This is a genomic window from Proteiniborus sp. MB09-C3, from assembly GCF_030263895.1.
Lineage (GTDB): Bacteria > Bacillota > Clostridia > Tissierellales > Proteiniboraceae > Proteiniborus.
Genome location: NZ_CP127161.1, coordinates 53,885 through 78,503 on the forward strand (window position 1 = coordinate 53,885; position 24,619 = coordinate 78,503).

General features: G+C 34.7%; 28 protein-coding genes. 1 reads left to right on the forward strand and 27 read right to left on the reverse strand.

Annotated elements, in window-relative coordinates; all coding sequences use genetic code 11:
• Nucleotides 1-46: 46 nt before the first annotated feature.
• The 11 genes from QO263_RS00290 to QO263_RS00340 form a co-directional block, all read right to left on the reverse strand.
• A complete protein-coding gene (locus tag QO263_RS00290; RefSeq protein WP_285625043.1) occupies nt 47-706 on the reverse strand; it encodes a CoA transferase subunit B in 660 nt (219 codons plus the stop codon).
• Nucleotides 706-1,359, reverse strand: coding sequence for an acetate CoA-transferase subunit alpha (atoD, locus tag QO263_RS00295; protein WP_285625045.1), 654 nt, complete (start codon nt 1,357-1,359; stop codon nt 706-708). Before atoD ends, QO263_RS00290 begins: the two co-directional genes overlap by 1 nt.
• A gap of 206 nt (nt 1,360-1,565) precedes the next feature.
• Nucleotides 1,566-2,744, reverse strand: coding sequence for an acetyl-CoA C-acetyltransferase (locus QO263_RS00300; protein ID WP_285625048.1), 1,179 nt, complete (start codon nt 2,742-2,744; stop codon nt 1,566-1,568).
• A gap of 310 nt (nt 2,745-3,054) precedes the next feature.
• A complete protein-coding gene (locus QO263_RS00305; protein ID WP_285625050.1) occupies nt 3,055-4,491 on the reverse strand; it encodes a sigma-54 interaction domain-containing protein in 1,437 nt (478 codons plus the stop codon).
• Nucleotides 4,492-4,726: 235 nt separating this feature from the next.
• Nucleotides 4,727-5,866: a non-hydrolyzing UDP-N-acetylglucosamine 2-epimerase gene (gene wecB / locus QO263_RS00310; protein WP_285625053.1), complete on the reverse strand. Its 1,140-nt coding sequence runs from the start codon at nt 5,864-5,866 to the stop codon at nt 4,727-4,729.
• A gap of 16 nt (nt 5,867-5,882) precedes the next feature.
• The gene (locus QO263_RS00315) at nt 5,883-6,944 is read right to left on the reverse strand and encodes a glycosyltransferase family 4 protein (protein WP_285625055.1); all 1,062 of its coding nucleotides are present in this window, start codon (nt 6,942-6,944) and stop codon (nt 5,883-5,885) included.
• Nucleotides 6,945-7,121: 177 nt separating this feature from the next.
• Nucleotides 7,122-7,571: a deoxycytidylate deaminase gene (locus tag QO263_RS00320; RefSeq protein WP_285625057.1), complete on the reverse strand. Its 450-nt coding sequence runs from the start codon at nt 7,569-7,571 to the stop codon at nt 7,122-7,124.
• Between the two features lie 371 nt (nt 7,572-7,942).
• Nucleotides 7,943-8,554, reverse strand: coding sequence for a uracil phosphoribosyltransferase (gene upp, locus QO263_RS00325; protein ID WP_502928727.1), 612 nt, complete (start codon nt 8,552-8,554; stop codon nt 7,943-7,945).
• A gap of 58 nt (nt 8,555-8,612) precedes the next feature.
• Nucleotides 8,613-9,062 (reverse strand): ribose 5-phosphate isomerase B, encoded by a 450-nt coding sequence (gene rpiB, locus QO263_RS00330; RefSeq protein ID WP_285625064.1) that lies wholly within the window; start codon nt 9,060-9,062, stop codon nt 8,613-8,615.
• 2 nt (nt 9,063-9,064) lie between these two features.
• Nucleotides 9,065-9,544 (reverse strand): low molecular weight protein arginine phosphatase, encoded by a 480-nt coding sequence (locus tag QO263_RS00335; RefSeq protein WP_285625067.1) that lies wholly within the window; start codon nt 9,542-9,544, stop codon nt 9,065-9,067.
• A gap of 114 nt (nt 9,545-9,658) precedes the next feature.
• A complete protein-coding gene (locus QO263_RS00340; protein ID WP_285625070.1) occupies nt 9,659-10,711 on the reverse strand; it encodes an L-threonylcarbamoyladenylate synthase in 1,053 nt (350 codons plus the stop codon).
• Between the two features lie 197 nt (nt 10,712-10,908).
• On the opposite strand from QO263_RS00340, the gene QO263_RS00345 reads away from it, so the two are divergent.
• Nucleotides 10,909-11,652, forward strand: coding sequence for a ZIP family metal transporter (locus QO263_RS00345; RefSeq protein WP_285625074.1), 744 nt, complete (start codon nt 10,909-10,911; stop codon nt 11,650-11,652).
• Between the two features lie 123 nt (nt 11,653-11,775).
• Here QO263_RS00345 and QO263_RS00350 read toward each other — a convergent pair whose 3' ends face one another.
• The 16 genes from QO263_RS00350 to rpmE form a co-directional block, all read right to left on the reverse strand.
• A complete protein-coding gene (locus tag QO263_RS00350) occupies nt 11,776-12,309 on the reverse strand; it encodes a PIN domain-containing protein (RefSeq protein ID WP_285625078.1) in 534 nt (177 codons plus the stop codon).
• A complete protein-coding gene (locus tag QO263_RS00355; protein ID WP_285625080.1) occupies nt 12,302-13,060 on the reverse strand; it encodes an ImmA/IrrE family metallo-endopeptidase in 759 nt (252 codons plus the stop codon). The genes QO263_RS00350 and QO263_RS00355 overlap by 8 nt, the downstream gene beginning before the upstream one ends.
• Before the next feature lie 3 nt (nt 13,061-13,063).
• Nucleotides 13,064-13,402: a helix-turn-helix domain-containing protein gene (locus QO263_RS00360; RefSeq protein ID WP_285625083.1), complete on the reverse strand. Its 339-nt coding sequence runs from the start codon at nt 13,400-13,402 to the stop codon at nt 13,064-13,066.
• A 213-nt stretch (nt 13,403-13,615) separates the two neighbouring features.
• Nucleotides 13,616-14,686, reverse strand: coding sequence for a peptide chain release factor 1 (gene prfA, locus QO263_RS00365; protein WP_352169774.1), 1,071 nt, complete (start codon nt 14,684-14,686; stop codon nt 13,616-13,618).
• A 137-nt stretch (nt 14,687-14,823) separates the two neighbouring features.
• Entirely contained in the window at nt 14,824-15,753 is a 930-nt protein-coding gene (gene prmC, locus QO263_RS00370; RefSeq protein WP_285625089.1) for a peptide chain release factor N(5)-glutamine methyltransferase, read from the reverse strand.
• Nucleotides 15,747-16,628, reverse strand: a complete 882-nt coding sequence (locus QO263_RS00375) for a DUF1385 domain-containing protein (RefSeq protein ID WP_502928728.1) — start codon at nt 16,626-16,628, stop codon at nt 15,747-15,749. The genes prmC and QO263_RS00375 overlap by 7 nt, the downstream gene beginning before the upstream one ends.
• 261 nt (nt 16,629-16,889) lie before the next feature.
• A complete protein-coding gene (locus QO263_RS00380; protein ID WP_285625093.1) occupies nt 16,890-17,165 on the reverse strand; it encodes a hypothetical protein in 276 nt (91 codons plus the stop codon).
• Between the two features lie 145 nt (nt 17,166-17,310).
• Entirely contained in the window at nt 17,311-17,781 is a 471-nt protein-coding gene (locus QO263_RS00385; protein WP_285625095.1) for an HAD family hydrolase, read from the reverse strand.
• A gap of 184 nt (nt 17,782-17,965) precedes the next feature.
• Nucleotides 17,966-18,064, reverse strand: coding sequence for a putative holin-like toxin (locus QO263_RS00390; RefSeq protein WP_285625097.1), 99 nt, complete (start codon nt 18,062-18,064; stop codon nt 17,966-17,968).
• 156 nt (nt 18,065-18,220) lie between these two features.
• On the reverse strand, nt 18,221-18,964 hold the full coding sequence (locus tag QO263_RS00395) for a phosphate ABC transporter ATP-binding protein (protein WP_285625100.1): 744 nt from the start codon (nt 18,962-18,964) through the stop codon (nt 18,221-18,223).
• Nucleotides 18,965-19,801 carry a PstA family ABC transporter permease gene (locus tag QO263_RS00400; RefSeq protein WP_285625103.1) on the reverse strand — a complete coding sequence of 279 codons (837 nt, stop codon included), beginning with the start codon at nt 19,799-19,801 and terminating at the stop codon, nt 18,965-18,967.
• Between the two features lie 22 nt (nt 19,802-19,823).
• On the reverse strand, nt 19,824-20,687 hold the full coding sequence (gene pstC / locus QO263_RS00405; RefSeq protein WP_285625106.1) for a phosphate ABC transporter permease subunit PstC: 864 nt from the start codon (nt 20,685-20,687) through the stop codon (nt 19,824-19,826).
• Between the two features lie 143 nt (nt 20,688-20,830).
• Nucleotides 20,831-21,754: a phosphate ABC transporter substrate-binding protein gene (locus QO263_RS00410; RefSeq protein WP_285625109.1), complete on the reverse strand. Its 924-nt coding sequence runs from the start codon at nt 21,752-21,754 to the stop codon at nt 20,831-20,833.
• 199 nt (nt 21,755-21,953) lie between these two features.
• Entirely contained in the window at nt 21,954-23,237 is a 1,284-nt protein-coding gene (locus tag QO263_RS00415) for a CapA family protein (protein WP_285625111.1), read from the reverse strand.
• 307 nt (nt 23,238-23,544) lie between these two features.
• A complete protein-coding gene (locus QO263_RS00420) occupies nt 23,545-24,150 on the reverse strand; it encodes a thymidine kinase (protein WP_285625112.1) in 606 nt (201 codons plus the stop codon).
• A gap of 91 nt (nt 24,151-24,241) precedes the next feature.
• Nucleotides 24,242-24,442: a 50S ribosomal protein L31 gene (rpmE, locus tag QO263_RS00425; protein ID WP_285625114.1), complete on the reverse strand. Its 201-nt coding sequence runs from the start codon at nt 24,440-24,442 to the stop codon at nt 24,242-24,244.
• Nucleotides 24,443-24,619 lie beyond the last annotated feature (177 nt).

Below are 24,619 nucleotides of genomic sequence, written 5' to 3' on the forward strand. Positions count from 1 at the left end.
TTTTTACTATTAGATAATTAAGATAACACACTGACCACTTATAATCTTAAATATCCATTACTTTTAAATCATCGGAGATTATAAGTTCTGCTTCTGTCGCAGCTACTACATCTTCAACTGTTGCTTCCGGTCCTAATTCTTTTAGAACTAATCCTTTTTCTGTTACTTCCATAACTGCCATTTCTGTGATTATTAGATTAACTTCTCCTGCTGCAGTAAGAGGGAGATTACATTCTTTTAGTATTTTAGGATTTCCTTTTGCTGTATGTTCCATTGCTACTATAACTTTCTTTGCTCCAACTACTAGATCCATTGCTCCGCCCATTCCAGGTACCATTTTGCCCGGTATCATCCAGTTTGCTAGGTTTCCTTTTTGGTCTACTTGAAGTGCTCCTAGTACTGTTGCATCTACGTGTCCACCTCTTATTATGGTAAATGACATAGAGCTATCAAAGAAAGCTCCACCAGGATTGATAGTAACAGGTTGTCCTCCTGCATTTACTAAATCTTTGTCTTCTTTTCCTGCTTCTGGAGCTGGTCCTAAGCCTACAAAGCCGTTTTCTGATTGGAATGTTATATCCATTCCTTCTGGTATATAGTTAGCCACAAGGGTTGGTAAGCCAATGCCAAGGTTTACAACATCTCCGTCTTTAAGCTCTTTTGCTACTCTTTTAGCTATTACTTCTCTTATCATGTTCTTATCCATTATTCGTCCCCCCTAACTATATAATCAACGAAGAGTCCTGGAGTCATTACTACGTTAGGATCTATTTCTCCGATTTCTACTATTTTTTCTGCTTCTACTATGACTGTATCCGCTGCTGTTGCCATTATTGAGTTAAAGTTTCTTGTTGCTTTGTTGTAAAATACGTTCCCTTTTTTATCTACTATGGAACCAAATATTAATGCTACATCTGCTTTTAATGGTTTTTCTAGTAAATACTCTTTTCCGTCAATTTCTATTTTTGTTTTTCCTTCTTCTACTACAGTTCCGACTCCTGTAGGTGTGAGTATTCCTCCTAGGCCTGCTCCTCCTGCTCTAACTTGTTCTGCAAGAGTTCCTTGCGGAACTAAAACTACTTCTGTTTCTCCTGAGTTCATCTGATTTCCTGTTTCCGGGTTTGTACCTATATGTGATACTATTGCTTTTTTCACTCTTTTATTTACTATTAATTTACCTATTCCTATCTCTGGGAATGCTGTATCATTGGCTATGATTGTAAGGTCTTTAACTCCTTTTTCTAGAAGAGCGTCTATAAGCTTATGCGGATTCCCTGCTCCTAGAAAGCCTCCTATCATTACAGTCATACCGTCTTTTACATGTTCTAATGCTTGGTTAATCGATACAATTTTGCTCATGTTTACACCTCCGATAAATGTCGTTTGCACTGTCACCCTGAGCATAGCGAATGAGTCTCGTCCTTAGCTCCTTCGTGAGTAGGCTCTTCGTAAGCAGATCCTTTGTGAGTAAAGCTTATACTGTTCGTCTCAGGATGACAGCTTTTTTAATTCTAAATTTTTAATTCTTAATTGCTTTAATAATTCTCAATTGCCCTTTAGGACCATTATCTTTCCACTATTACAGCTGTTCCTTGTCCTCCACCTATGCAAAGTGTTGCTAGACCTGTTTTTGCATCTCTTCTGTTCATTTCATATATTAGGGATATTAGGATTCTTGCTCCTGAGGCTCCTATTGGGTGACCTAATGCTATTGCTCCACCATTTACGTTTACTTTCTCAGGATTTAATCCTAAATCCTTTACTACTGATACTGATTGTGCTGCAAACGCTTCGTTCGCTTCTATTAAGTCTAAATCCTCTACTGTAAGTCCTGCTCTTTCTAGTGCTTTTTTAGTTGCTGGTACTGGACCATATCCCATTATCTTTGGATCTACTCCTGCTGATGCGTAGGATTTTATTGTAACTAATGGTTTTAATCCTAATTCTTCTGCTTTTTCTTTTGACATGACTATTAGCATTGCTGCTCCGTCGTTTATTCCTGATGCATTTCCTGCTGTTACTGTTCCATCTTTTTTAAATGCTGGTCTTAATTTTGCTAGCTTTTCTATTGTAGTGCCATGTTTTGGATACTCATCTTCTGCTACAATTATTGGATCTCCCTTTCTTTGTGGTACTTCTACTGGGACTATTTCGTCTTTGAACTTTCCTTCTTTTTGTGCTCTTTCTGCTTTGATTTGGCTTTCTAATGAGAGTTTATCTTGATCTTCTCTAGTAATATTCCACTGTTCTGCTATGTTTTCTGCTGTTATTCCCATGTGATAGTTGTTGAATATGTCTGTTAATCCATCATGAACCATGTAGTCTACTATTTTCCCATCTCCCATTCTCTGCCCCCATCTTGCTCCTGGGATCAAATAAGGTGCATTTGACATGCTTTCTGTTCCTCCTGCTAGTATTACATCTGCATCTCCTAGCATAATGAACTGAGCTGCCATACTTACTGTTCTTAGTCCTGAGCCACATACTTTATTAATTGTGGTTGCAGGTATAGCATCTGGAAGTCCTGCTCCTATAGCAACTTGTCTTGCTGGGTTTTGACCTAATCCTGCTGATAAAACGTTACCAATGATGACTTCATCAATGATTTCAGGCTTTATGCCTGCCCTCTTAATTGCTTCTTTAGCTGCAATAACTCCTAGGTCAATTGCAGATAGCGAAGCTAAACTGCCGCCAAAGCTTCCTATTGGTGTTCTTGCAGCACCAACTATTACTACATCTCTCATAAAAAAAGTCCTCCTTATTTATTGCTATAATAATACACGTAGCAACTTCTATGCCAAGATATGTCTTATAGATTTTTGAAGGCAGAAGCAGCTTGTTTACAATGGTTACAGGAAATTTTATGAAATAGCTTTTAAAACTGTGATTGATATAAAACTAAAATAATGTAGAAATTTTTCTACAAGTTTTCAGAATATTTAGATTAGGCTTTCTGAAGATGTCCATTAATAGAGCTTATAAGGCATAAAAAATGATGTAGCTATTATTCTACATAAAAACTGATTTGTAGAAAAAAAACTACATCCTTCCCAATTACAAATTACTAATATCCAATCCATATGCTTCTATTTTCTTATATAATGCTGTTCTATGAATTCCGAGCCTTTTTGCTGCTTCCGTTCTATTTCCATTAGTCTTCTCTAATGCTTCTCTAATAGCTTTTATCTCAGCCCTAGCTACTATATCTTTTAGCAAGAGTCCTTCTTCAGCGCTCTTTTGTCCTACTTTTGCATTTTGTATCAAATAGTCGGGTAAATTTTCAGGACATATTATATTTCCCTTTACAAGGTGTAGAGCCGATTCTATAATGTTCCTAAGTTCTCTTACGTTTCCAGGCCAATTGTAATTTTGAAAAATATCCATAGTTTCACAAGCTATTTCTTTAGATTCTATTCCAATTTTATTAGATAAATCATCTATCATATGTTTTGAAAGCAAAGGTATATCATCTCGTCTATCTCTTAAGGGAGGAATATTTAATCTTATGACATTTAAACGATAGTATAGGTCCTTCCTAAATTTTCCTTTGACTATGGCTTCTTCTAGCTCCTCATTTGTTGAAGCAATTACCCGTATATCTAATCCTATTCTTTCTGTTCCGCCTATTCTTTCAAATTCTCTTTCTTCTAACACCCTAAGGAGCTTGGCCTGCATCTCAAGAGGCATGGTGCCTATCTCGTCAAGAAGCACAGTCCCACCATTTGCAATTTCTAGCTTTCCTAATTTTCCTTCTTTTCTTGCTCCTGTAAATGCACCTTCCTCATATCCAAAAAGCTCTGCCTCTAAAAGCTCTTTAGGTATTGCAGCACAATTTATTCTTACAAAAGAACCATATCTCCTATAGCTAGCTTTATGAATACCATGGGCAAAATATTCTTTTCCAGTACCGCTTTCTCCTTGAATCAATACAGTTGAATTGCTTTCTGCTGCTATTTTAGCCACTTCCTTTAAATGCTCCATCCTTTTATTTTGAGATATTATATGGTCAAAGGAATAATTGGCTTCATGCATCATCCTAATTTCACCCTTATATTTATCTACACTCTTCTGATAAGTTTCTATCCTATGAACTAAAGATTTAAGTTCTCTAACATCCTTGAAAGTAACACTACCGATAGCTCCTAATATCTTTCCATCTTTTATTATTGGAATACGAGTAGCTATCATGTCCTTTCCCTGTATTTTTTGAACATCATTAACTTCTTTTTTCCCAGTTTTTATTACTATATGGAGTCTTGTATTATCTATGACTTCATCTACATGCTTTCCAATTACGTCCTTTTCTTTGATACCTAATAATTTTTCGTAATTAAACTTAACTATTCTTCCATCTGCATCCACTAGTACCATCCCCTGATATTCGTGGTCTAATATATCCTTCATTACATCAAGGCTTTGTTTAAGTTTTGTTAATTCGTACTGAACAGCTTGATTTTCATTAACTTTATTCAATATATCTTTAGACTCCAAAACATCACCTTCTATTTTTGTTATTTAATATATAACATGTATAATATATACTACACTATATGATTGGATTCCTTCTTATACTAATTGTGAGTCGAGGTTTCAAAAACAAAAAAGAGACCCATTCGCTTTGCTCAGGATGACAGAACATCATCCTGACCATTGGAAAAGGTCTCTTTTTATTATATTCTTAATTATTAATTTTTAATTATCTTTCCTAATTTTCAATTTTCAATTCTCAATTTTCAATTGTTTTAGCATTTCCCAATTGTTTTATAATTATATCCACTATTCTCTCTGTTGCATGCCCATCACCATATGGATTTACGGCATTGGCCATTTTGTTATATTCTTCTTTATTATTTAAAAGTAAATCTACTTGGTTAAATACTTCCTCATACTCCACTCCTACAAGCCTTGCTGTTCCTGCCTTTATTCCCTCTGGCCTTTCCGTTTCCTTTCTAGCTACTAGAACAGGCTTACCTAATGTAGGTGCCTCCTCTTGTAACCCTCCAGAGTCTGTAACTACAAGATAACATCTTGCCTGCATGTTAACTGATGCTTCATAATCTAAAGGCTCCATAAGATGTATCCTCGGATTATCCCTCAATACTCTATATGCAATTTCCCTTACTTTAGGATTTAAATGCATAGGAAAAACCAACTCTGCATCTTGATTTTTATTTATTATATCCAACATAGCAGTAAATATATCTTCCATAGGCTTGCCTATGTTTTCACTTCTGTGACAAGTCATATATATAATTTTTTTATTTGCATAGTCTAATTTATTTAAAAACTCATCTTTAAATACATAAGTATCAGATACGGTTTCTAATAGAGCATCTATGGCAGTATTTCCTGTCACATATATTTTATTAGGATCATAACCTTCATTTAGAAGATTTTGTTTACTTTCTTCTGTAGGACAGAAATGGTATTCTGTAATTGCTCCCGTAAGTTTCCTGTTGGCTTCTTCAGGATAAGGTGAATACAAATCGTGGCTTCTAAGTCCTGCCTCTACATGTCCAACTTTTACTCCGTTATAAAAAGCTGCTAAAGCACCAACAAATACTGTAGTAGTATCTCCTTGAACCAATATTAAGTCAGGTTTAAACTCCTTTATTACAGATTCAATCCCATTTAAAGCTCTAGTTGTAATTTGACTAAGACTTTGACCTGCTTCAAATATATTTAAATCATAGTCTGGAACTACACTAAATATATCTAAAACTTGATCCAGCATCTGCCTATGCTGAGCAGTTATGCAAAGCTTATGCTCGATAAAAGGGTTTTCATTTAACCTTTTAACAACAACGCACATTTTTGTAGCCTCTGGTCTTGTCCCAAAAACAGTTAAAACTTTAATCTTATCCATTGACATCTATACCCCTTTATCCTCTTTTTTCTCTGTTCTTTTTCTTCATATCTAAGGCACCAATAACTCCGAATCTTGCGGCTCCTAGAAATACTAATGTTAGTACACTACCCATGACTATCACTCCATAGCCTGGTTTTAGACCTGCCATAAGCACTGCTGCAGAGCCAAATATAGCACTTACCATGTAAAGTATCAAAACTACTTGTTTTTGACTAAGTCCTTTAGCTAGAAGTCTGTGATGTACGTGACCTTTATCTGCTTCCATAATAGGTCTTTTGTTGATAAGTCTTCTAAGTATTGCAAATGCAGTATCAAATATAGGAAGTCCTAAAGCTAATATAGGAACTACTATAGTAATAGTTGCTACACTCTTCATAACACCCTCCATAGCTACTACAGAAAGCATATATCCTAAAAATAAGGCTCCTGTATCTCCCATAAATATTTTGGCTGGATTGAAGTTATGTGGAAGAAATCCAAATGCTGAGCCAGCGATTATTGCACATATTATCATAACCATACTAGTATCAATATAATCAATGCTTGCAGCTACAAAGAATAACGATACAGCTGCTATAGCCCCTACTCCTGCTGAAAGTCCGTCAAGACCATCAATAAGGTTTAGAGTATTAGTTATACCAACTACCCAGAAGATAGTTACTGGTATAGAAAGCATCCCTAGATTGATAATACCATGCCTAACAAAAGGATTTCCAAGAAATTCTATCTTTACGTCTCCTATGATCAAAACTACTGCTGATAATATCTGAAAAAATAGCTTCCATCTTGCAGACATAGGTTTAACATCGTCTATTATTCCTGTTATTACGATTATAGTACCACCTATTATAATAGAAATTATTGTTTTGTCCATTGGAAGGAATATTATCATAGATATCAGTGTAGCCAAATAAATTGCAAGTCCACCCAGCCTAGGAATAGGCACTTTGTGTACTCTTCTATCGTCCTTAGGAACATCAATAGCCCCTATTTTCTTTGCTGTATACTTAGCCAATGGTGTAAGTAGATATGATAATATTATAGGTATAAGAAAGACTATATAATAATCAGTCATGATTAACACTCCTCTTCTTTCGAGTCAAACTTGAATAGTTCCTAGTCAAGCATGTATTCTAACTTTGATTGTACTCTAATTAATTTATTTAGTCAATCTAAGGAAGGATAATTGAAATATATGGGAATACCTTTGTCCATGTATTTTAAAGGTTTAAAGCCTTATATTACAAGTTCATTACAATTTAACATCAAATCTTACAAGCTCAATTCCTGCTTCCTGCAACATGCTAGCAGACAGTTCATCAGGATAGTCCCCACTAAAAACTACTCTTTTGATGCCTGCATTTATTATCATCTTTGCGCATAATACGCATGGCTGATTTGTTACATATATTGTTCCACCCTTTATGCTAATACCAGAATTTGCAGCTTGCACTATAGCATTCTGCTCAGCATGAAGTCCTCTGCACAACTCATGTCTTTGTCCAGAAGGCACCCCAAGCTTATCTCTCAAGCAACCCACTTCTGAACAATGCTTTAAACCTGTAGGTGCTCCATTATATCCAGTTGTCAGTATTCTTTTATCCAGTACAATAAGTGCACCAACCTGTCGTCTACTACATGTTGATCTTTTTTTCACTACATTTACTATTTCTATAAAATATTCATCCCATGATGGTCGCATATATACTCCCCCTTTATCTAATGTCAACTGTCATACTGAGCGAAGGCCAAATGGCACTCCTAACTAATGTATCTCATCTCTATATCATTCGTAAGTAGCTCCTTCATAAGTAAGGCTTATACTGTCCAACTCAAGATGACAATTCTTTTCAATTCTTAACCCTTATTTTTAAACTGCTTTTCTAATTCTCAATTCTCCATTCTTCATTCTCAACTTAGAGATCCTTCACTACGTTCAGGATGACACAAAAACAGTCATTCTGAGCGAAGCGAAAAATCTCTTTTTAATTGTAAGCTGTAAATAGTAATTTTAGTTCTCAATTGTCTTATATTTCTTCTGACGTAAAAAAATAAGGATGGGTTCCCCCATCCCTACTTTGTTCCAAATAATCTGTCTCCTGCATCACCTAATCCTGGAAGAATGTATGCATGATCATTTAATTTTTCATCTACTCCAGCAACATAGATATCCACATCCGGATGCTCTTTGTGTACAGCTTTTATTCCTTCTGGAGCAGCTATTAAGCACATAAGCTTAATATTCGTAACCCCTCTATCCTTTAGGAATGTAATAGCTGCTTTTGCAGAGCCACCTGTTGCAAGCATTGGGTCTAATAATATTAGCTCCCTTTCTACTGCATCATATGGTAGCTTGCAGTAATACTCTACTGGTTTAAGGGTTTCTGGATCTCTGTAAAGTCCTATATGCCCAACCTTCGCAGCTGGAAGCAAGTTTAATAATCCCTCTACCATTCCAAGTCCTGCCCTTAAAATAGGCACTATTCCTAGTTTTTTCCCAGCTATTACTTGGGATTTTGTTTTCATAAGAGGAGTCTCAATTTCTATATCCTCAAGGGGTAAATCTCTAGTAACCTCATAAGCCATAAGCATTGCAACTTCTTTTACTAACTCTCTAAACTCCTTTGGTCCAGTATTTTTGTCTCTTATAAATGTTAATTTGTGCTTTATTAATGGGTGATCCATAACTATAACTCTATTCACGCACACTCTCTCCTCTCATTTAGAAAATTACCATCAAATATTATATCACATACTTGTTTTCTATGTCTCTAATTTTATTTACTCTTCTTTCATGTTTTCCACCTTGAAATTCTGCTTTAAGCCAAGTATCTATTATTTCAAGAGCTAGGTCTTTTCCTGTAACCCTTGCTCCTATGGCAAGTATATTGGCATTATTATGTTCTATTGACATTCTTGCAGAGTAGCAGTCACCACATAAAGCACATCTAATTCCTGGAACTTTATTAGCAGATATTGATATGCCTATTCCTGTGCCGCAACAAATAATTCCTCTGTCACATTCGCCATTTTTTACTGCCTCTGCAACCTTTTCTCCAAAATCCGGATAATCTACTGATTCTGTAGAGTTTGTGCCAAAATCTATATATTCTATACCTTTTTCATCTAGATATTCTTTAATATATCCTTTAAGTTCATATCCGGCGTGATCACAGCCTAATCCAATTTTCATGCTTATTCCTCCTCATTTTTTTCTGCTAATTTTTCTATAATATTAATAAGTGCATTTTTTATCTCCATTAAGCTTTTTTCATATTCCTCCACAGGAGCTCCATATGGGTCCCTAATATCCCTGTGTTTTTCCATATTTTCATAAGCAAATTCGGTTAGTGTAAATGTTTTGTGTATAGACTTATCGTTAATGGATATTATTGCTCTTTTATGATCGTTTGTCATTGCAAGTATCAAGTCTGCATTATCTATCATCTCTTTTGTAAGCTGCCTAGATTTATGATCAGATATATCTATAGATTGTCTTTCCATGGCTTCTATAGCCTGACTCGAGGCAGATTCTCCAGTTGCCGCAAATACTCCTGCGGATTCTACATTGAATTCCTTCTGCAAGCCTTTTTTATTTATCATGTCTCTAAATAGACCTTCTGCCATACTGCTTCTGCATGTATTTCCAGTACAAACAAAAAGAATAGTTCTCAACCTATCTCCTCCTTTACAAGTCATACTAAACGCAGTGAAGTATCTCATCCTTTAACCAAAGACCCGTTCGCTATGCTCAGGGTGACTATTTTCACGCAGCCTATATTTCTAAAATTAAATTATTTTACCTCCTGCTGCTTTTTTCATTCTATTCATAATTGCCTTTCCTATACCTTTTTCTTCTACAGCTTCAGCTATTATTATATCAACCTTTATTTTATCAAATTCTCTTAAGACATTGAATAAATTTGCTGCTATAGTCTCTGGAAGCTCTCTATCTCCAACTATAAGTATATTATTATTTTGATATTTTTCATAGGTTTGCTTAGTGGCCATTATCCCCACATTCATTCCCAGAGCCTCATATTCTCTACAAAGCTCTGTAGTCCTTTGGATAATTTTTTCTATATTTCCCCTGACTATAACCATCTTTGCATCAGGTGAATAATGCTTATATTTTTGTCCAGGTGATTTTGGAATAATATTAGTATTAGTCATTTCAATGGCTTTATCATATTCTACCTTTGGTAAAACAGTCAATAGGTCTTCAATAGTGATACCGCCTGGCCTCAATATAGTAGGTACATCGCCAGAAATATCTAGAACAGTAGATTCTAGCCCCACTCCAGTACTTCCTCCATCTATTATCATATCTATTTTTCCAGATAAATCATGTATTACATGAGAAGAATTTGTTGGACTTGGTTTCCCCGAAGTATTTGCACTTGGAGCTGCTATAGGAAGCTTTGAATATCTTATTAATTCTAATGCTATATTATGATTTGGCATTCTAATGGCAACTGTTGATAATCCACCTGTTATTATATCAGGAATTTTATTTGTTCTTCTGAATATAAGGGTCAAAGGCCCTGGCCAGAACTTCTCCATGAGTATGTATGCTTGCTGCGGTATGGCTTCTACAAGCCCTTCAAGCTGAGATATACTGCTTATATGAACTATTAAGGGGTTGTCCTGAGGCCTGCCCTTAGCTAAATATATACTTTTTACTGCTGCTTCCTCTAATGCATTTGCTCCTAGACCGTATACTGTTTCTGTAGGAAATGCAACAGTTCCACCATTTTTAATTATTTCTGCAGCCTCCATAATCTTATCTATCTCTGGATAGAATGGGTCTATTGATAATATATTTGTGCTTTTTTCTTTCATTATTTTTTCCCTTCTTTAATTTATCTTTAGCTCTGAAGAATAAATCCCCTGATGCCATCAATTTTGTCATCTTGAGCAAAACAAAGGATCTATTTTCATATTTGATTTATATAATTCTATTATCTGCTTTCTTAAAATATATATTATATTAGCTTTATAAATAATTCAACATATTAATATGGATTGAGGTGTTCTTATTGTCTCAAACTTTAATAATAACTATTATAGGAACATTGGTAGGCGTTGTTGGAACAGGCTTAGGCGGATTGATAGCATTGTTTATTGTTAAACCAAGTTCAAGATTTTTAGGAATTCTTATAGGAATTACTAGTGGCATCATGTTGAGTGTAGTTGCATTTGATTTGCTCCCAGAATCCTATGAAATAGCTGGTCTAGGAACGGAAATACTGGGGATACTTCTTGGAGTACTTACTGTAGTAATTATTGAAGGTTTTTTTCCTGCTAATAAAAAAAATAAAACTTCATCGAATTCTAAAGTACACTTTTTCAGAACAGGGGCTCTTTTAGGAATAGCTATAGCTATCCACAATTTGCCTGAAGGATTAGCTATAGGCTCTGGATATATGTTTACCTCTAAAATGGGAATCACAATGGCCATAATAATTGCTCTGCACAATTTCCCTGAAGGGTTAGCCATGGCCGCCCCTTTAAGATTAAGTGGCTCATCTGCATTTAGGGTAGTGCTTTATACGATTCTTGTAGGAATACCTACTGGTATTGGAGCATTTATTGGAGCATTATTAGGAAGTGTGTCTAACTTTTTTATTGGATTGTGTTTAGCCTTTGCTGGAGGAACCATGCTTTATATAACCTGTGGTGAAATGATTCCAGATGCTAAATCCTTACATGGAGGCAGAGCATCAGCCATAGGAATAGTTCTTGGATTTATTATTGGGATCGTTGTGTCGGTTAGCTTGTAGGTAGGAGTAGAGTAGGGGAATGAAAATTTCATTCCTCCCTCATCAGACCGTACATACGACTTTCCCGCACACGGCTTTCCAATATTCTTTTTCCTTCAGAGCCTGTACAAAATCTATAAAACACTATTTAATTGTTCTAAGGTACTCAGTAAAAGTCGCAGTTGGCAGTATTCTTCTTTTACCAATCATGTTTGTCCATATCTGATTCCCAGTTGTCTCATCAATATACCCTTCATTTAATGCAGCTACTAATATATCACCAGTAGCTACATGCTCTAAACCATATTTTTCAATATACTTAGATATATCTCTTAGATTATTAGATGCAATAATTCCATTATAAGTTTTAGCTAGGGCTATAGCTGCTGCTTCACCTTTACCAATTACCTTTTCTCCTTTAGGTGGTGCTATTGCCAATTCGTAATATAGATTGTACTCCTCTGTATTTACCAGTATTTCTTTTGTAGAAATATCTCCACTTAAACATAATTCACTCACCTTACGCTTTATGTGTGGAATACTAGGGCTAGATAATTCGTTAAATACAGGCCTTGGCAGTATTATTTTTCCTGGATACAGCTTGAGTAGAATGTTCTCTTCCTTCACCCACAAGAAAGAAGAGATACAGTCAGTATCAAAAAAAAGTTTATCAGTCATATACTTCTTCCTCTTCTGTATCTAAACCATAAACAATATCGCTTCTAAATCCATCTAATAAAAGTTCCTCATATTTTCCATGTGATATCGCATCTTCATTTTTTAACTTCTCAGCTAATCTAATATACTTTCCAAAAGTAACATACTGCCTATCTTCTGGCGTGGGTGTATATAATTCATCATCATATCCAAGTCTTCTAGCAGAAGCTATTATTCCAGTCTTCATAGTATTAGCTTTTTCATGACTTAGATATCCATCATTTATTAATCTCCATAATATAGCTTGCCTACTGATGCCAAAATTCTGTTCTATTCTTATAACATCTTCTATATCAAGTTCCTGCTTTTCTTTTTCAAGTTTATTTCTTACAAAGTAAGATAATGCTTCATAGGGTATTAAAAAGTAAGATGCGAACATATCTGCTTCCTTTTCTTGAGGGTCCTTATTTATTTCAAGGTCCGTAGAGCAGACAATGCTTTTAAAATCCTCGTGAAAAAACAGATGATAAAGTTCATGGGCTATTGTAAAACGCTGTCTACCATAAGTTGAAGTGGAGTTAACTCCAATGATTTTATTCTTTCCATCTCTAATGCAAATCCCACTTACTCGACCACTCATAGGATAAAATACTATAGTTAAATCATCGCTATTATGGATTAGAGAAAATATATCTATTGGAGAGTTGGCATCTTCGCCAAATTCTTTTCTTAAAATTATAGCTTCACTGTTCAGTTCAATCTTCTCTTTCAAGTTTTATTCCCCCTCAAGTAAGCCTTCCATAAACCGTAGATTTAGTGCTATCTTATTCATAGCAGCTATGGTATTTAAATCTTCTATAGTAACACTTTTTGCCCTAAGAGCTATTGGCATCTGTACGAATTCACAAGACTCATCCATAAAATAATCCATAGTACATCCAAAAAGCTCTGCTGCCTTTTCGAGCACATCAACACTAAACTGCCTTTCATTTTTTTCACATTTTGAAATATAACTCTGGTCAACATCTAAATACTCAGCAATCATACTCTGTGTAAAACCGCTTCTATTTCGCAACTCACTAAATCTTTTACCTACTAAATCAAAATTTAGCATAGTTACACCTCCCTAATTACATTATATGTTAGTCTTGTCATAATTGCAACTGAATATACAAGAAAAAATATGACAAACTTAAGTTTTTATTTTGGATTCTACCTATTTCAAACATAAAGAAAAGCATAACTCCTACAACTATAGTTGTATAAGTTATGCTCAATTTCTATTTAGCTAGAGCTTTTTCAGTGGCATCGGGAAACCCCGACTTTTTTAGTCTACCTGCTGAAGTTTTTCTGCCTGTGCACTTGTTATTAGTGCATCAAGCATTTCATTTATATCTCCGTCTAAAAATGCTTCCAATTTATAAACAGTTACATTTATTCTGTGATCTGTTATTCTTCCTTGCGGGAAGTTATATGTTCTTATTTTAGCACTCCTATCTCCAGTTCCGACCTGATTTCTTCTAGCCTCTGCAATTTCAGCATTTTGTTCTTCCATCATCTGGTCATAAAGTCTAGCCTTTAGTATCTTAAAGGCTTTTTCTTTATTCTTTAACTGAGACTTTTCATCCTGACATGCTACAACCATTCCTGTAGGTATATGGGTAAGCCTAACAGCTGAGTCTGTAGTATTAACACTTTGCCCACCATTACCTGAAGAACGATACACGTCAACACGTACATCTGCTGGGTTAATTTCAAAATCAATATCATCTACTTCTGGAAGCACAGCTACAGTTGCAGTTGAAGTGTGAATTCTTCCACTTGATTCAGTAGCAGGAACTCTCTGAACCCTATGAACTCCACTTTCATATTTAAGCCTGCTATATGCGCCCTTACCCTTTATCATGAATATAACTTCTTTGAATCCACCAATACCTTGATCGTTGGAATTCATCATCTCAACCTTCCAACGCTGTCTTTCAGCAAATCTAGTATACATTCTAAATAAGTCGCCCGCAAATATCCCTGCTTCGTCTCCACCAGCACCTGCACGGATCTCCACTATAACGTTCTTATCATCATTTGGATCCTTTGGAATAAGAAGTGTTCGCAATTCTTCAGTTAATTCATCACATTTTTGAGTAAGTTCTTCCACTTCAAGCTTTACAAGCTCTCTGAAATCGTCATCTAACTTTTCCTTAAGCATTTCCTTTGAATCTTCTAGTTGAGTAACAGCTTCATTGTACTCTCTGTATTTTAATACTATAGGCTCAATTTCAGCATGTTCTTTCACATATTTTTGCCATTCTGGAATATTGTTTATTATCTCTGGATCAATTATCTTTTCACTTAATTCTTCGTATCTCTCTTCTGTAAATTTTAATTTATCTAACACGATTTTCACCTCATCACTACGGATTTATCCAGTGTAATATTATATCATATTTTTATACTGCACGCTACTATTTTATATCGTCATACCGGATACAGCAGATATAGATTAAACCCTTCGTAAGCAATACTTATACTGCTATTTCAGGGCAACAGCTTGCAGTCTCCATTCTCAATTGCCTTAAAAAAACCTACAACTACTCTATCATGCCCAGCCAAATCTTTTATTATCTCTACGCATGACAAGGGGACGTTTCCCTTGTCTTCTTCCAGCATTTTTCTGACGGCAGCTCCTTGATTATATCCTATTTCCATTGCTAAGACTCCATTATCTGAAAGGTATTTACCACTATCCTTTACTATTCTTCTATAGAAGTCTAGGCCATCATCCCCCCCATCTAATGCAAGCTTTGGCTCGTACTCTGCGACTTCTTTTTGTAACCCTGCTATATCATTTGTTGGGATGTATGGCGGATTTGATACGATTATGTCTATAGAATTCTGTAGTTTTAACTTCTCTAGCGGTTCAAATAAATCTCCATTGAGAAAAGTCACCTTTGATTCTAGACCTAGCTTCTTTGAATTTTCAGTAGCCACTTGAAGAGCTATGTCGCTTACATCTATAGAATATATATGAACATTTTCTAGATAGTGCGCCAGGCTTAATGTAATAGCTCCACTTCCTGTTCCAATATCTACAATCTTTATAGTATCTTTATTATTAAAATACCCTTTATTTACAATATCTATTATATACTCAACTAAAACTTCCGTATCAGGCCTTGGAATCAGTACTCCTTCTTTTACAAAAAAGTCAAGACCCATAAATTCTTGATTTTTCAATATATATTGAATAGGATATCCACTTTTTCTTTTATCAATAAGATTTAAAAACTTATCCACAAAATGACTATCAACTACTTGATCTTTATGTGTATAAGTATAGATTTTGTCAACATTAAGCACATTACAAAGTAATAATTGAGAGTCAAGAAGGGGATTATTATATTCCCCTTCTTCTAAAGCTTCTAAGCCTTTTTTAATTAAATCAGCAATTGTATAGGCAACTACCAACGGTCTGCCTCCTTGTCATCTACTAATACTCCTTTTAGTGCTTCTATGGCAACTTCTATCTGTGGACCATCTGGCTCCCTTGTAGTAGCTATTTTTTGTATCAATAGCCCTGGATAAGATAGCCAATATGCTAGCTTGCTGTTACTTCTACCTATAATTCTATTTATCTCATATGATATTCCAGCTATAACTGGAAGCATTGCAATTCTTATTAAAAATCTTTTTAAAGGATTTGGCCAGCCAAAGAATGCAAACACTAATATACTTATTATCATTACCATGAAAAGAAAGCTGGTACCACATCTTGGGTGAAGAATAGGATATTTCTTTACATTTTCTACAGTAAGCTCCTCTTCATGCTCGTAGCAGTGAATGGTCTTATGCTCTGCACCATGATATTCAAATACTCTTTGTATATCCTTCATTTTTGAAATAGCAACTACATATGCTAAAAACATCAGTATCCTTATAAGTCCTTCTATTGAATTTAGAATTATAGGAGATTCAATATTTCTTTTTATGAGGTTTGTTATAAATGTTGGTCCCAGCATAAATACTACTATTGCAATCAACATAGAGATAAACACTGAAATGTACATTGCTACGTTTTCTGCTTTATCCTTAAAAACCTTATCGAAAAACTTATCTATTTTCCCGGGTTCGGTTGCTTCTTCTTCCTCATAAAACTGTGCTGAATACATAAGAGATTCTACACCTATGACCATAGCCTCTATAAGACCTACTACACCTCTCACAAATGGCCACTTTAAAAATTTATATTTTGTAGATGGAGTTTTTATGGCTTCTTTTTTAAGCTCTATCTGATTATCAGGCTTTCTTACAGCAATGGCTATATCTTTTGGCCCCTTCATCATTACTCCTTCGATTAATGCCTGCCCGCCAATAGTAGTGCAGTGCTTTGGTTTTCTTTGTACATCTTTTATTTTTGGCAAAAAAACCACTCCTAAATTTTAGTCTTTGATTTTTATTATAACATACAATAATAATATTGAATACAAAAGTAAAAAGTCAGGGATTTTGAACAATTAATAGCCCCTGACTTGATAACATCAATAATTATACTTATTGTATTAATGACTTTATTTTTACTATATCTGACCAATTATTCGCTGTTATTAGCTCAACACCTGTGAGGCTTTTTTAATACTTTCTATGTCTCCCTTCATGTGAGCTATGTCATTAGCCATATTATCGTGTTCTGCCTTATTTACCTGCGCTAAATGCTCTAATGCTCTAAGAATTTGGGTATGTTCGTCCAGTTTAATGCTATGCTGATTAAGTATTTCTGAATGATTTTTCAATATCACTGTATGATCATCTAGCTTTGCCTTAATAGGCTCTAATTTTTCATCTAGTAAGTCACTTAATACTTTTATCATTTCTTCATCCACAAACTCACCACCTTATACATATAACTTTTTTCATTTTTCGGACAATAGATATATGTTAGATATTATTATATATTATTAATGATGGTTTTGGTAGTGGTAAGTGTAAATATTTTAGAAACAACCTAAGTATAGCTTCCCAGGTCTTTCAGTTTCTCAATGTAGCCTTCATTCTGTTTTCATATAAAATAATATTTATAGCATCATTTATGGAGCCAGTCACTATGTCTGAGTGAGCTAATAGTTTTCCGCTGCAGCCTTCGTTCTCCATGACAGCTATTGATATTTTGCATATTTTAAACATCTCAATGTCATTGTATCCGTTTCCTACACAAATAGTCTTTTCTGGATTAAGATTCTCTACTATTTCCTTTTTCGAAAGACTAGCCATTTCCTTTGGGAATGTGGCTACTTTTACACCTAGCTTCATACATTCTTTTTCTACTGTCCCATAGGTGTCAGCTGTGAGTATATGTATATTAGCATATTCCTTTAGCTTTAATATAAGCTTTTTAGCATCATCTATAAGCTTTCCATCTACTGCTATAGTACCATTGTAGTCAAATACTACATTTTCTATCTCTATTTTTCCTATACCTGGTATGTTATAGATTAACATAAAATATCCTCCTAGAAGTAATTTAGGTTCTATACTGGTTATGAATCAATAGCAATATATATTTTAAAATGTTTACTTTTATCCAACTTGTGGTATAATAAAAGTAAGGTAATCGGTACCGCATGGTGCGGTTGCCGCAAAGGTGATTTAATTCATATAATCACACTGCGTGCAGGCAGGGTGATTATTTTTTTCGGCTTTTATCCCTATCTAAATAGGAGATAAGTGATATTAATAGTACTCCAAACGCAATCATTAAAGATATCGCTTGATATGTACTCATACCACACCACCTCCTTCCTTTGTGAAATGAGGCGGCAACCACACCCTGCTTTTCCGATTACCTTGTCCATAGTTTACCATATTAGTATAGTATCTTCAATTATTTTATTTTTACTTTATAAAATCTTAACTATCACCACCGCTTCCACGGCTTCTTTTAACCATATATTCCTTCGATATATTCTCTCGTTCTCTTGTCTTCTGGAGCATTAAATATTTTTTCAGTTTCGTCGTATTCCACAAGCTCTCCATCTAGTATGAATGCTGTATAGTCTGAAATTCTTTTAGCCTGCTGCAAATTATGTGTAACTATAATTATAGTATAGTTCTCTGAAAGCTTCAGAAGCATTTCTTCTATATTAGCTGTGTTTTTCACATCTAATGCAGAGCAGGGTTCATCTAGCAGCAATACCTCTGGCTCTACTGTAAGAGCTCTTGCTATGCAGAGTCTTTGTTGTTGTCCACCCGATAGCTTCAATGCAGACATATTTAAATCATTTTTTACTTCCTCTAAAAGTCCAGATACCTTTAATTTACTCTCTACCATTTCATCAAGCTTTTTTCTGTCCCTTATTCCATAGTACATAGGTGCATAGATAAGATTTTTATATATTGACATTGGAAATGGAGCAGGCTTTTGAAATACTATTCCAATTCTTTTTCTTACGTCTTCTTTTGGATAAGATAATATATTTTTCCCGTCAAAAATTATCTCACCCTGTATTCCTCCACCATTTTCTTCTAGCATTCTATTTAGAGCCGCTAAAAGAGTTGATTTACCACAGCCTGATGGCCCTATTATTGCGGTTATCTTATTCCTTTTAATTTTCATATTTATATTATTCAGTATTCTTTTATTTCCATAGTATGCCTCTAAAGAGGCTAATTCAATGATATTCATTTATTTAAGCTCCTTTCGTCTAAAGGTTAGAGCTAATGACAGTATATTTATAATAAATAAAAGCAATATCAGCACTAATGCTGTTGCATATGATTTTTCTAATGAAATTCCTTCTCCTGTGAGAATGTAAAGGTGAAAAGGTAGTGCCATTACTGGAGAAGATAATGATTTTGGAGTAGGGGCAAATATTACTGCTGCTGTAAGTATTATAGGAGCAGCCGCTCCCATGGCAAAGCCTCCTGCAAGTGTTATAGCAGATACTATGTCTGCCCTACACATAGGTAATACTAGCTTAAAGAGAGTATATGATTTTGACACTCCAAGGGCATAGGATGAATTGACCAGCGAAAAGTTGATTTCTCTCAATGTTTTTTCCACCCTTACCTGTATAAAAGGAAATATCATTATTCCTAGAGTTATACCACCAGATAATAATGATCTGCCTAGCTTTAAATTAGCTACCAAAAGCGTATATCCAAAAAGTCCTAGAACTATAGATGGAACTCCAGCCATACATTGTACTATTACATGAACCATGCTTTCTATTTTTTTAGATTCACAGTAGAATACGACATATATTGCTGTAGAAATAGCCAGTATCATTGCAAAAATACAAGCAATAAGCGTTAACAGCAAGCTGCCTGCAATAGCTGGAAATATTCCTCCCTCTGAGCCTAATGGTATGCCTTTAGGTTTTCCAAATATGAATTCAAGATTTATGGAGCCTATCCCATTTTTTGTAATATATGCAAATATAAATACCACAGAGGAAAGTACTATTATTGCACTTAATGTAATCCACAATTTAAATAGAATTGCCTTTATTTTTTCTCTCATAAATAGGGTCCTCTCTAATAATTTACAAGCTTATACTTCTCTTTACATAATATATGATTATGTTGATTATCAAAATCATAATCATCAATACAAATCCTGCTGCAAAAAGTCCATGATAATGTAAGCTGCCTACCTCTGCCATGCCCATTTCAAGTGCAATAAGTGAAGGTATTGTCTGAGCTTTTCCAAGCAATTTTGGTGCCATAGGTGCATTTCCTATAACCATCATCACTGCCATGGTTTCCCCCATAGCTCTGCCCAGTGCCAGCACTACTGCTGCTATTATGCCTTTTTTACTCTCTACTAATACAAGCTTTCTTATAAAATAATTATTTGAAACACCTAGAGCCTGAGAAGAGGATAAATGAGAATTATATACCTTTTCCATAGTTTCATCACAGGTTGATATTATATATGGAAGCACCATTAAGGAGAGAAGTATACCTCCTGCTAATACTGACTCTCCAGTGGGAAAATCAAATTTAACCTCAAAAAACTTTACTAACACCAAAAGACCTATAAATCCATATACTACTGAAGGTATTCCTCCTAATATATCTATAATTCCTCTGATTATAGTTCTTCTTCTGCCTTTAATATATCCGGATAATAATAGGGCACTGCCTACACCTATTGGTAATGCTATGACAATGGCTACAAAGGCTACATACAATGTTCCCAGTATTATATTTAGTATTGATAATTTATCCGGAGATGACAAAGGGTTCCATATTCTACCTGATATGAATTTGAATATTGATACTTCCTTGAAAAAAACAAAGCTTTCCTTGAATATAAATATTATTACGAAAGCCAATAGCAATAGAGAAAATAGTGTCAGTAGCTTTATTATAATGCTAAATGCTTTATCTAATATTCTATACATATGTGCACCTCACAAAGAAATTCTTCGCTTCGCTTAGAATGATGCAGACGGGACACCTGTCATCCTAAGCCGTGGCAAAAATCTCATTTAATTAAAAAATTCAGAGGACTGCATCCCCTGAATTTTTTAATGACTAATAATATTTATCTTACAGGTACAAATCCCATTTTTTCTATAGTATCTGCTCCCTTTTCAGATGTGACTAAATCCATAAAAGCTTTCTGTTCAGGAGTTAATTCTCCTCGCTTAACTGCTATAAGTGGTCTGGATATTTTATATGAACCATTTACTATATTTTCTTCTGTAGCTTCAACTCCATCTACTTTTAGAGGGATAAGCTTTCCTGCATTTTGATTAACCATTCCAAATGATGCATATCCTATTGCATCCTTATTTTCGATTATTTTAGTTACTAATGCTCCCATTGATGGGGATTGTATAGCATCCTCTCTGATTTGTGCTTCTTTCATTACGCTTTTTTGAAATACCTCGTGAGCTCCACCACTTAGGTCTCTGATAACTACTACTATTTCCTTATGTGGAAGACTGCTTTCTACTTCATCCCAGTATTTATATTCGCCTGCAAATATCTTTTTTACTTCCTCTGTAGTTAAATCATCTTTTATTTGTAATATAGGGTTTTCTGGATTTACAGATATTGTTAGCGCATCTATTCCAAGCATAAATACTTTTGCATCCCCTATTTTTTCTAATTCTTCGTCTTTGATTTCTCTAGCTAGCATACCGAAATCAGAAGTATTATCTAACACTGCCTTAACTCCTGCTCCTGAACCGCCAGCAGATACGTAAATTGCTATATTTTCTTCTGGAAAGCTTGCATCTACATTGTTCCATGTAGTATTTCCTTCTATAAAATCAGTTGCTATGGCTGAAATTACTGGTGCAAGTGTTGATGAGCCATTGAAAGTTATTTGAGCTTTAAATGAGCTATCATTGTTATTTTTTTCACCATCCACTGCCTGATTATTTTGTGTACATCCAGTCAATGCTAATGCAAAAACTAATAGTAAGCTTAACACAATAATTATTGATTTTCTTGTCTTCATTTTATGCCTCCTATGTATAGCTTGTTTTTATTTGTTCCCAATAGAATTCTATTACGAACAATAAACTTTTACTAATAGTTTTTGTCTATAGCTAATCCTAACATTATAGATAAATTCTATTACATTAAAAATAATTTTCATTACTTTAAAAAAATAACCCCTTGCTTCTAGTACCCAAAATCCTTAGATACTATAAATACTACCTTATCCTTTTAGTATTCACAATCACAATAACCATCAGTGCTACAGATAATACTCCACTAATTATAAACACCTTTAAGCCATATTCAGTAAGAAAGTCTACAAGTGTTTCAATATCAAATTTTCTATTGTCCTTCTCAATTCCATTCTCATTAAAAGCTTCATCATCAGATGAGCTTTCTGTTCCATCTACATCACTGCTGCCCTTTCCCTTGCCATTCTCTGACTCGTTATGAGATACATACTCTATATTCCCAATGATATTTCCATTATCTAAAACCTTTGTGCCCCAATCCGATGACAGCTTATTTATTAGTTCTATTGTATTCTCCCTGTCTTCTCCCTCAGATATATTTGGTTGTCCTAGCTTTATTCTTCCTGGAATTATACTAGTATTTATTATCCCATCTTTATTTATTTCCATATTGAATATCATAGTTTGGGTAGTTCGTTCTCCTTTAGCACCAAATACAAAATTGCCTAAACTATAGACAATAGGTCTATTCTTGTAGAACTCAATTCCTTGAAGCACATGAGGATGATGTCCCATTATACAATCTGCTCCGCTGTCTATTAGCTCTTTAGCTATGGCTACATCATTATCCCTAGGATAATCTGCTTGTTCAGTCCCCCAATGAAGAGACACTATAAGAAAATCCACATTCTCCTTTGCCTGCTGCACTGCCTGAAGCATATTTTTCGCATTGCTGTCATATCCATTAGAAATTCCTGCCCTGTTTTCTGTAGCATACCAATCTACATGAGGCGTTACTCTCGAAAAACCTATAAATCCAACATTTACTCCATTTATTTCCCATATAGCAGGTTCATATGCGGCTTTAATATCTTTACCGCCGCCTACATATTTGATATTATAGTTCTCTAGATTATCTAGAGTCTCTACAAAGCATTCTCTCCCAAAGTCAAGAGAATGGTTATTAGCAAGTGAAACTCCATTAATTCCAGCATTTACTAGACCTTTTAAGGTCTCTGGCTTTGCTCTATATGTATATTGCTTGTCTTGAGGCTCCCCAGCAGTTCCCACTGTACATTCCATATTAACTAGTGATAAGTCAGAATCGAGAAGAATCTCCTTCACATTTTCCCAAGGATAATCCACACCATGTTTATCTATGTGGTTTCCTACTGAATCACCTAATAGCATGTCACCTGCCAACGAAATAGTCACACTATTTTTTCCTGCATAGGAAAAGCTTATAAGAGCTGAAGACAGTACAATAACCACTGAAATAATTGCTATGTATTTTTTCTTTATAGTCATTTGCTAATTCTCCTTCGAAGTTTTTTTACTTCTACCCTGTTTATTGAACATTATTACATACTATTATCAATAAGGCAAAATTATTTATCAATCCTATTAGCTAGACGAATTATTTTAGTTTTTGTTTCAAAAAAATAAAATAGGAATAGTTCAAATCTCTAAAAAAAGAACTATTCCCAGCACACCTCGTTTTCCGCAGTCTCGAAGCACAGATTTATTTGTCATTCTGAGACGCAGTCGAAGAATCTTATGTTTTCAATGCATGAGAGCTCCTTCGCTGACGCTCTGGATGACAAAAAGGACTTTTTCAGTGGCCTTTAAAACCAGCCCTATGCATTTTTTCTCTAATATAACATTCTCCGCAAAGTGATTCATATTCAATATTGTTTTCACGATCTATGGCTACTTGCTCACCTTCAAATATATATTTACCGTTTACTTTTCTTGCATTGCATATTGCTTTTTTGCCACATGAGCAAATAGTTTTTAACTCCTCTATACTGTGTGCTATAAGTAACAGTCTCTCACTACCTTCAAAGCCTACCATCTGAAAATCAGTTCTAAGTCCATAGCAAATGACTGGAATATTCATCTTTACTGCAATCTCAAAAAATTCATCAATTTGATGCTTTGGAAAGAATTGTGCTTCATCTACAAGAATACAATCTATTTTCCAATTTTCCTCGTTCCATTTCTCAACTACATCATAAACATTTTTTTCCCTCTCCAATAACAGGTCAACATCCCTAGTTATACCTAATCTAGATACTACCTGATTTCCTCCCTTAGTATCTATTAAAGGCTTTATTATAATGACCTTCATGCCTCTTTCTTCATAGTTATAGGCTACCTGCATCAGGTTAGTTGATTTGCCACAGTTCATCGCTCCATATCTAAAATATAACTTGGCCAACTTGCTACACCCCCAAAATATCAAGTAAGTCAAAAACAATAAAGGTTAGAAGCCAATGGCATCTAACCTATCAGACAGACCTAAGTAGTTATTATTTAATACCGTATTTTTTCTTGAATTTATCAACGCGTCCGCCTTTGTCAACAAATTTTTGACGTCCTGTAAAGAATGGATGACATTCTGAACAAATTTCTACTTTTAATTCATCCTTAACTGAACCTGTTTCGAATGTATTTCCACATGCACATGTTACAGTAGCTTTTTTGTAGTTTGGATGGATTCCTGCTTTCATTGATTTCACCTCTCTTCAAACTCTGTTAACTGTATATTTAAAAGTAATCAGTTTTCAACTAGTATAGTATAGCATAAATTTATAAGCATTTCAATAAAATAATACAGGCAAATCCTAGCTTGTCATCTTTAACGTTGGGGGGAGGATCTTCTATTTATTGAAAACAGGAGATTCTTC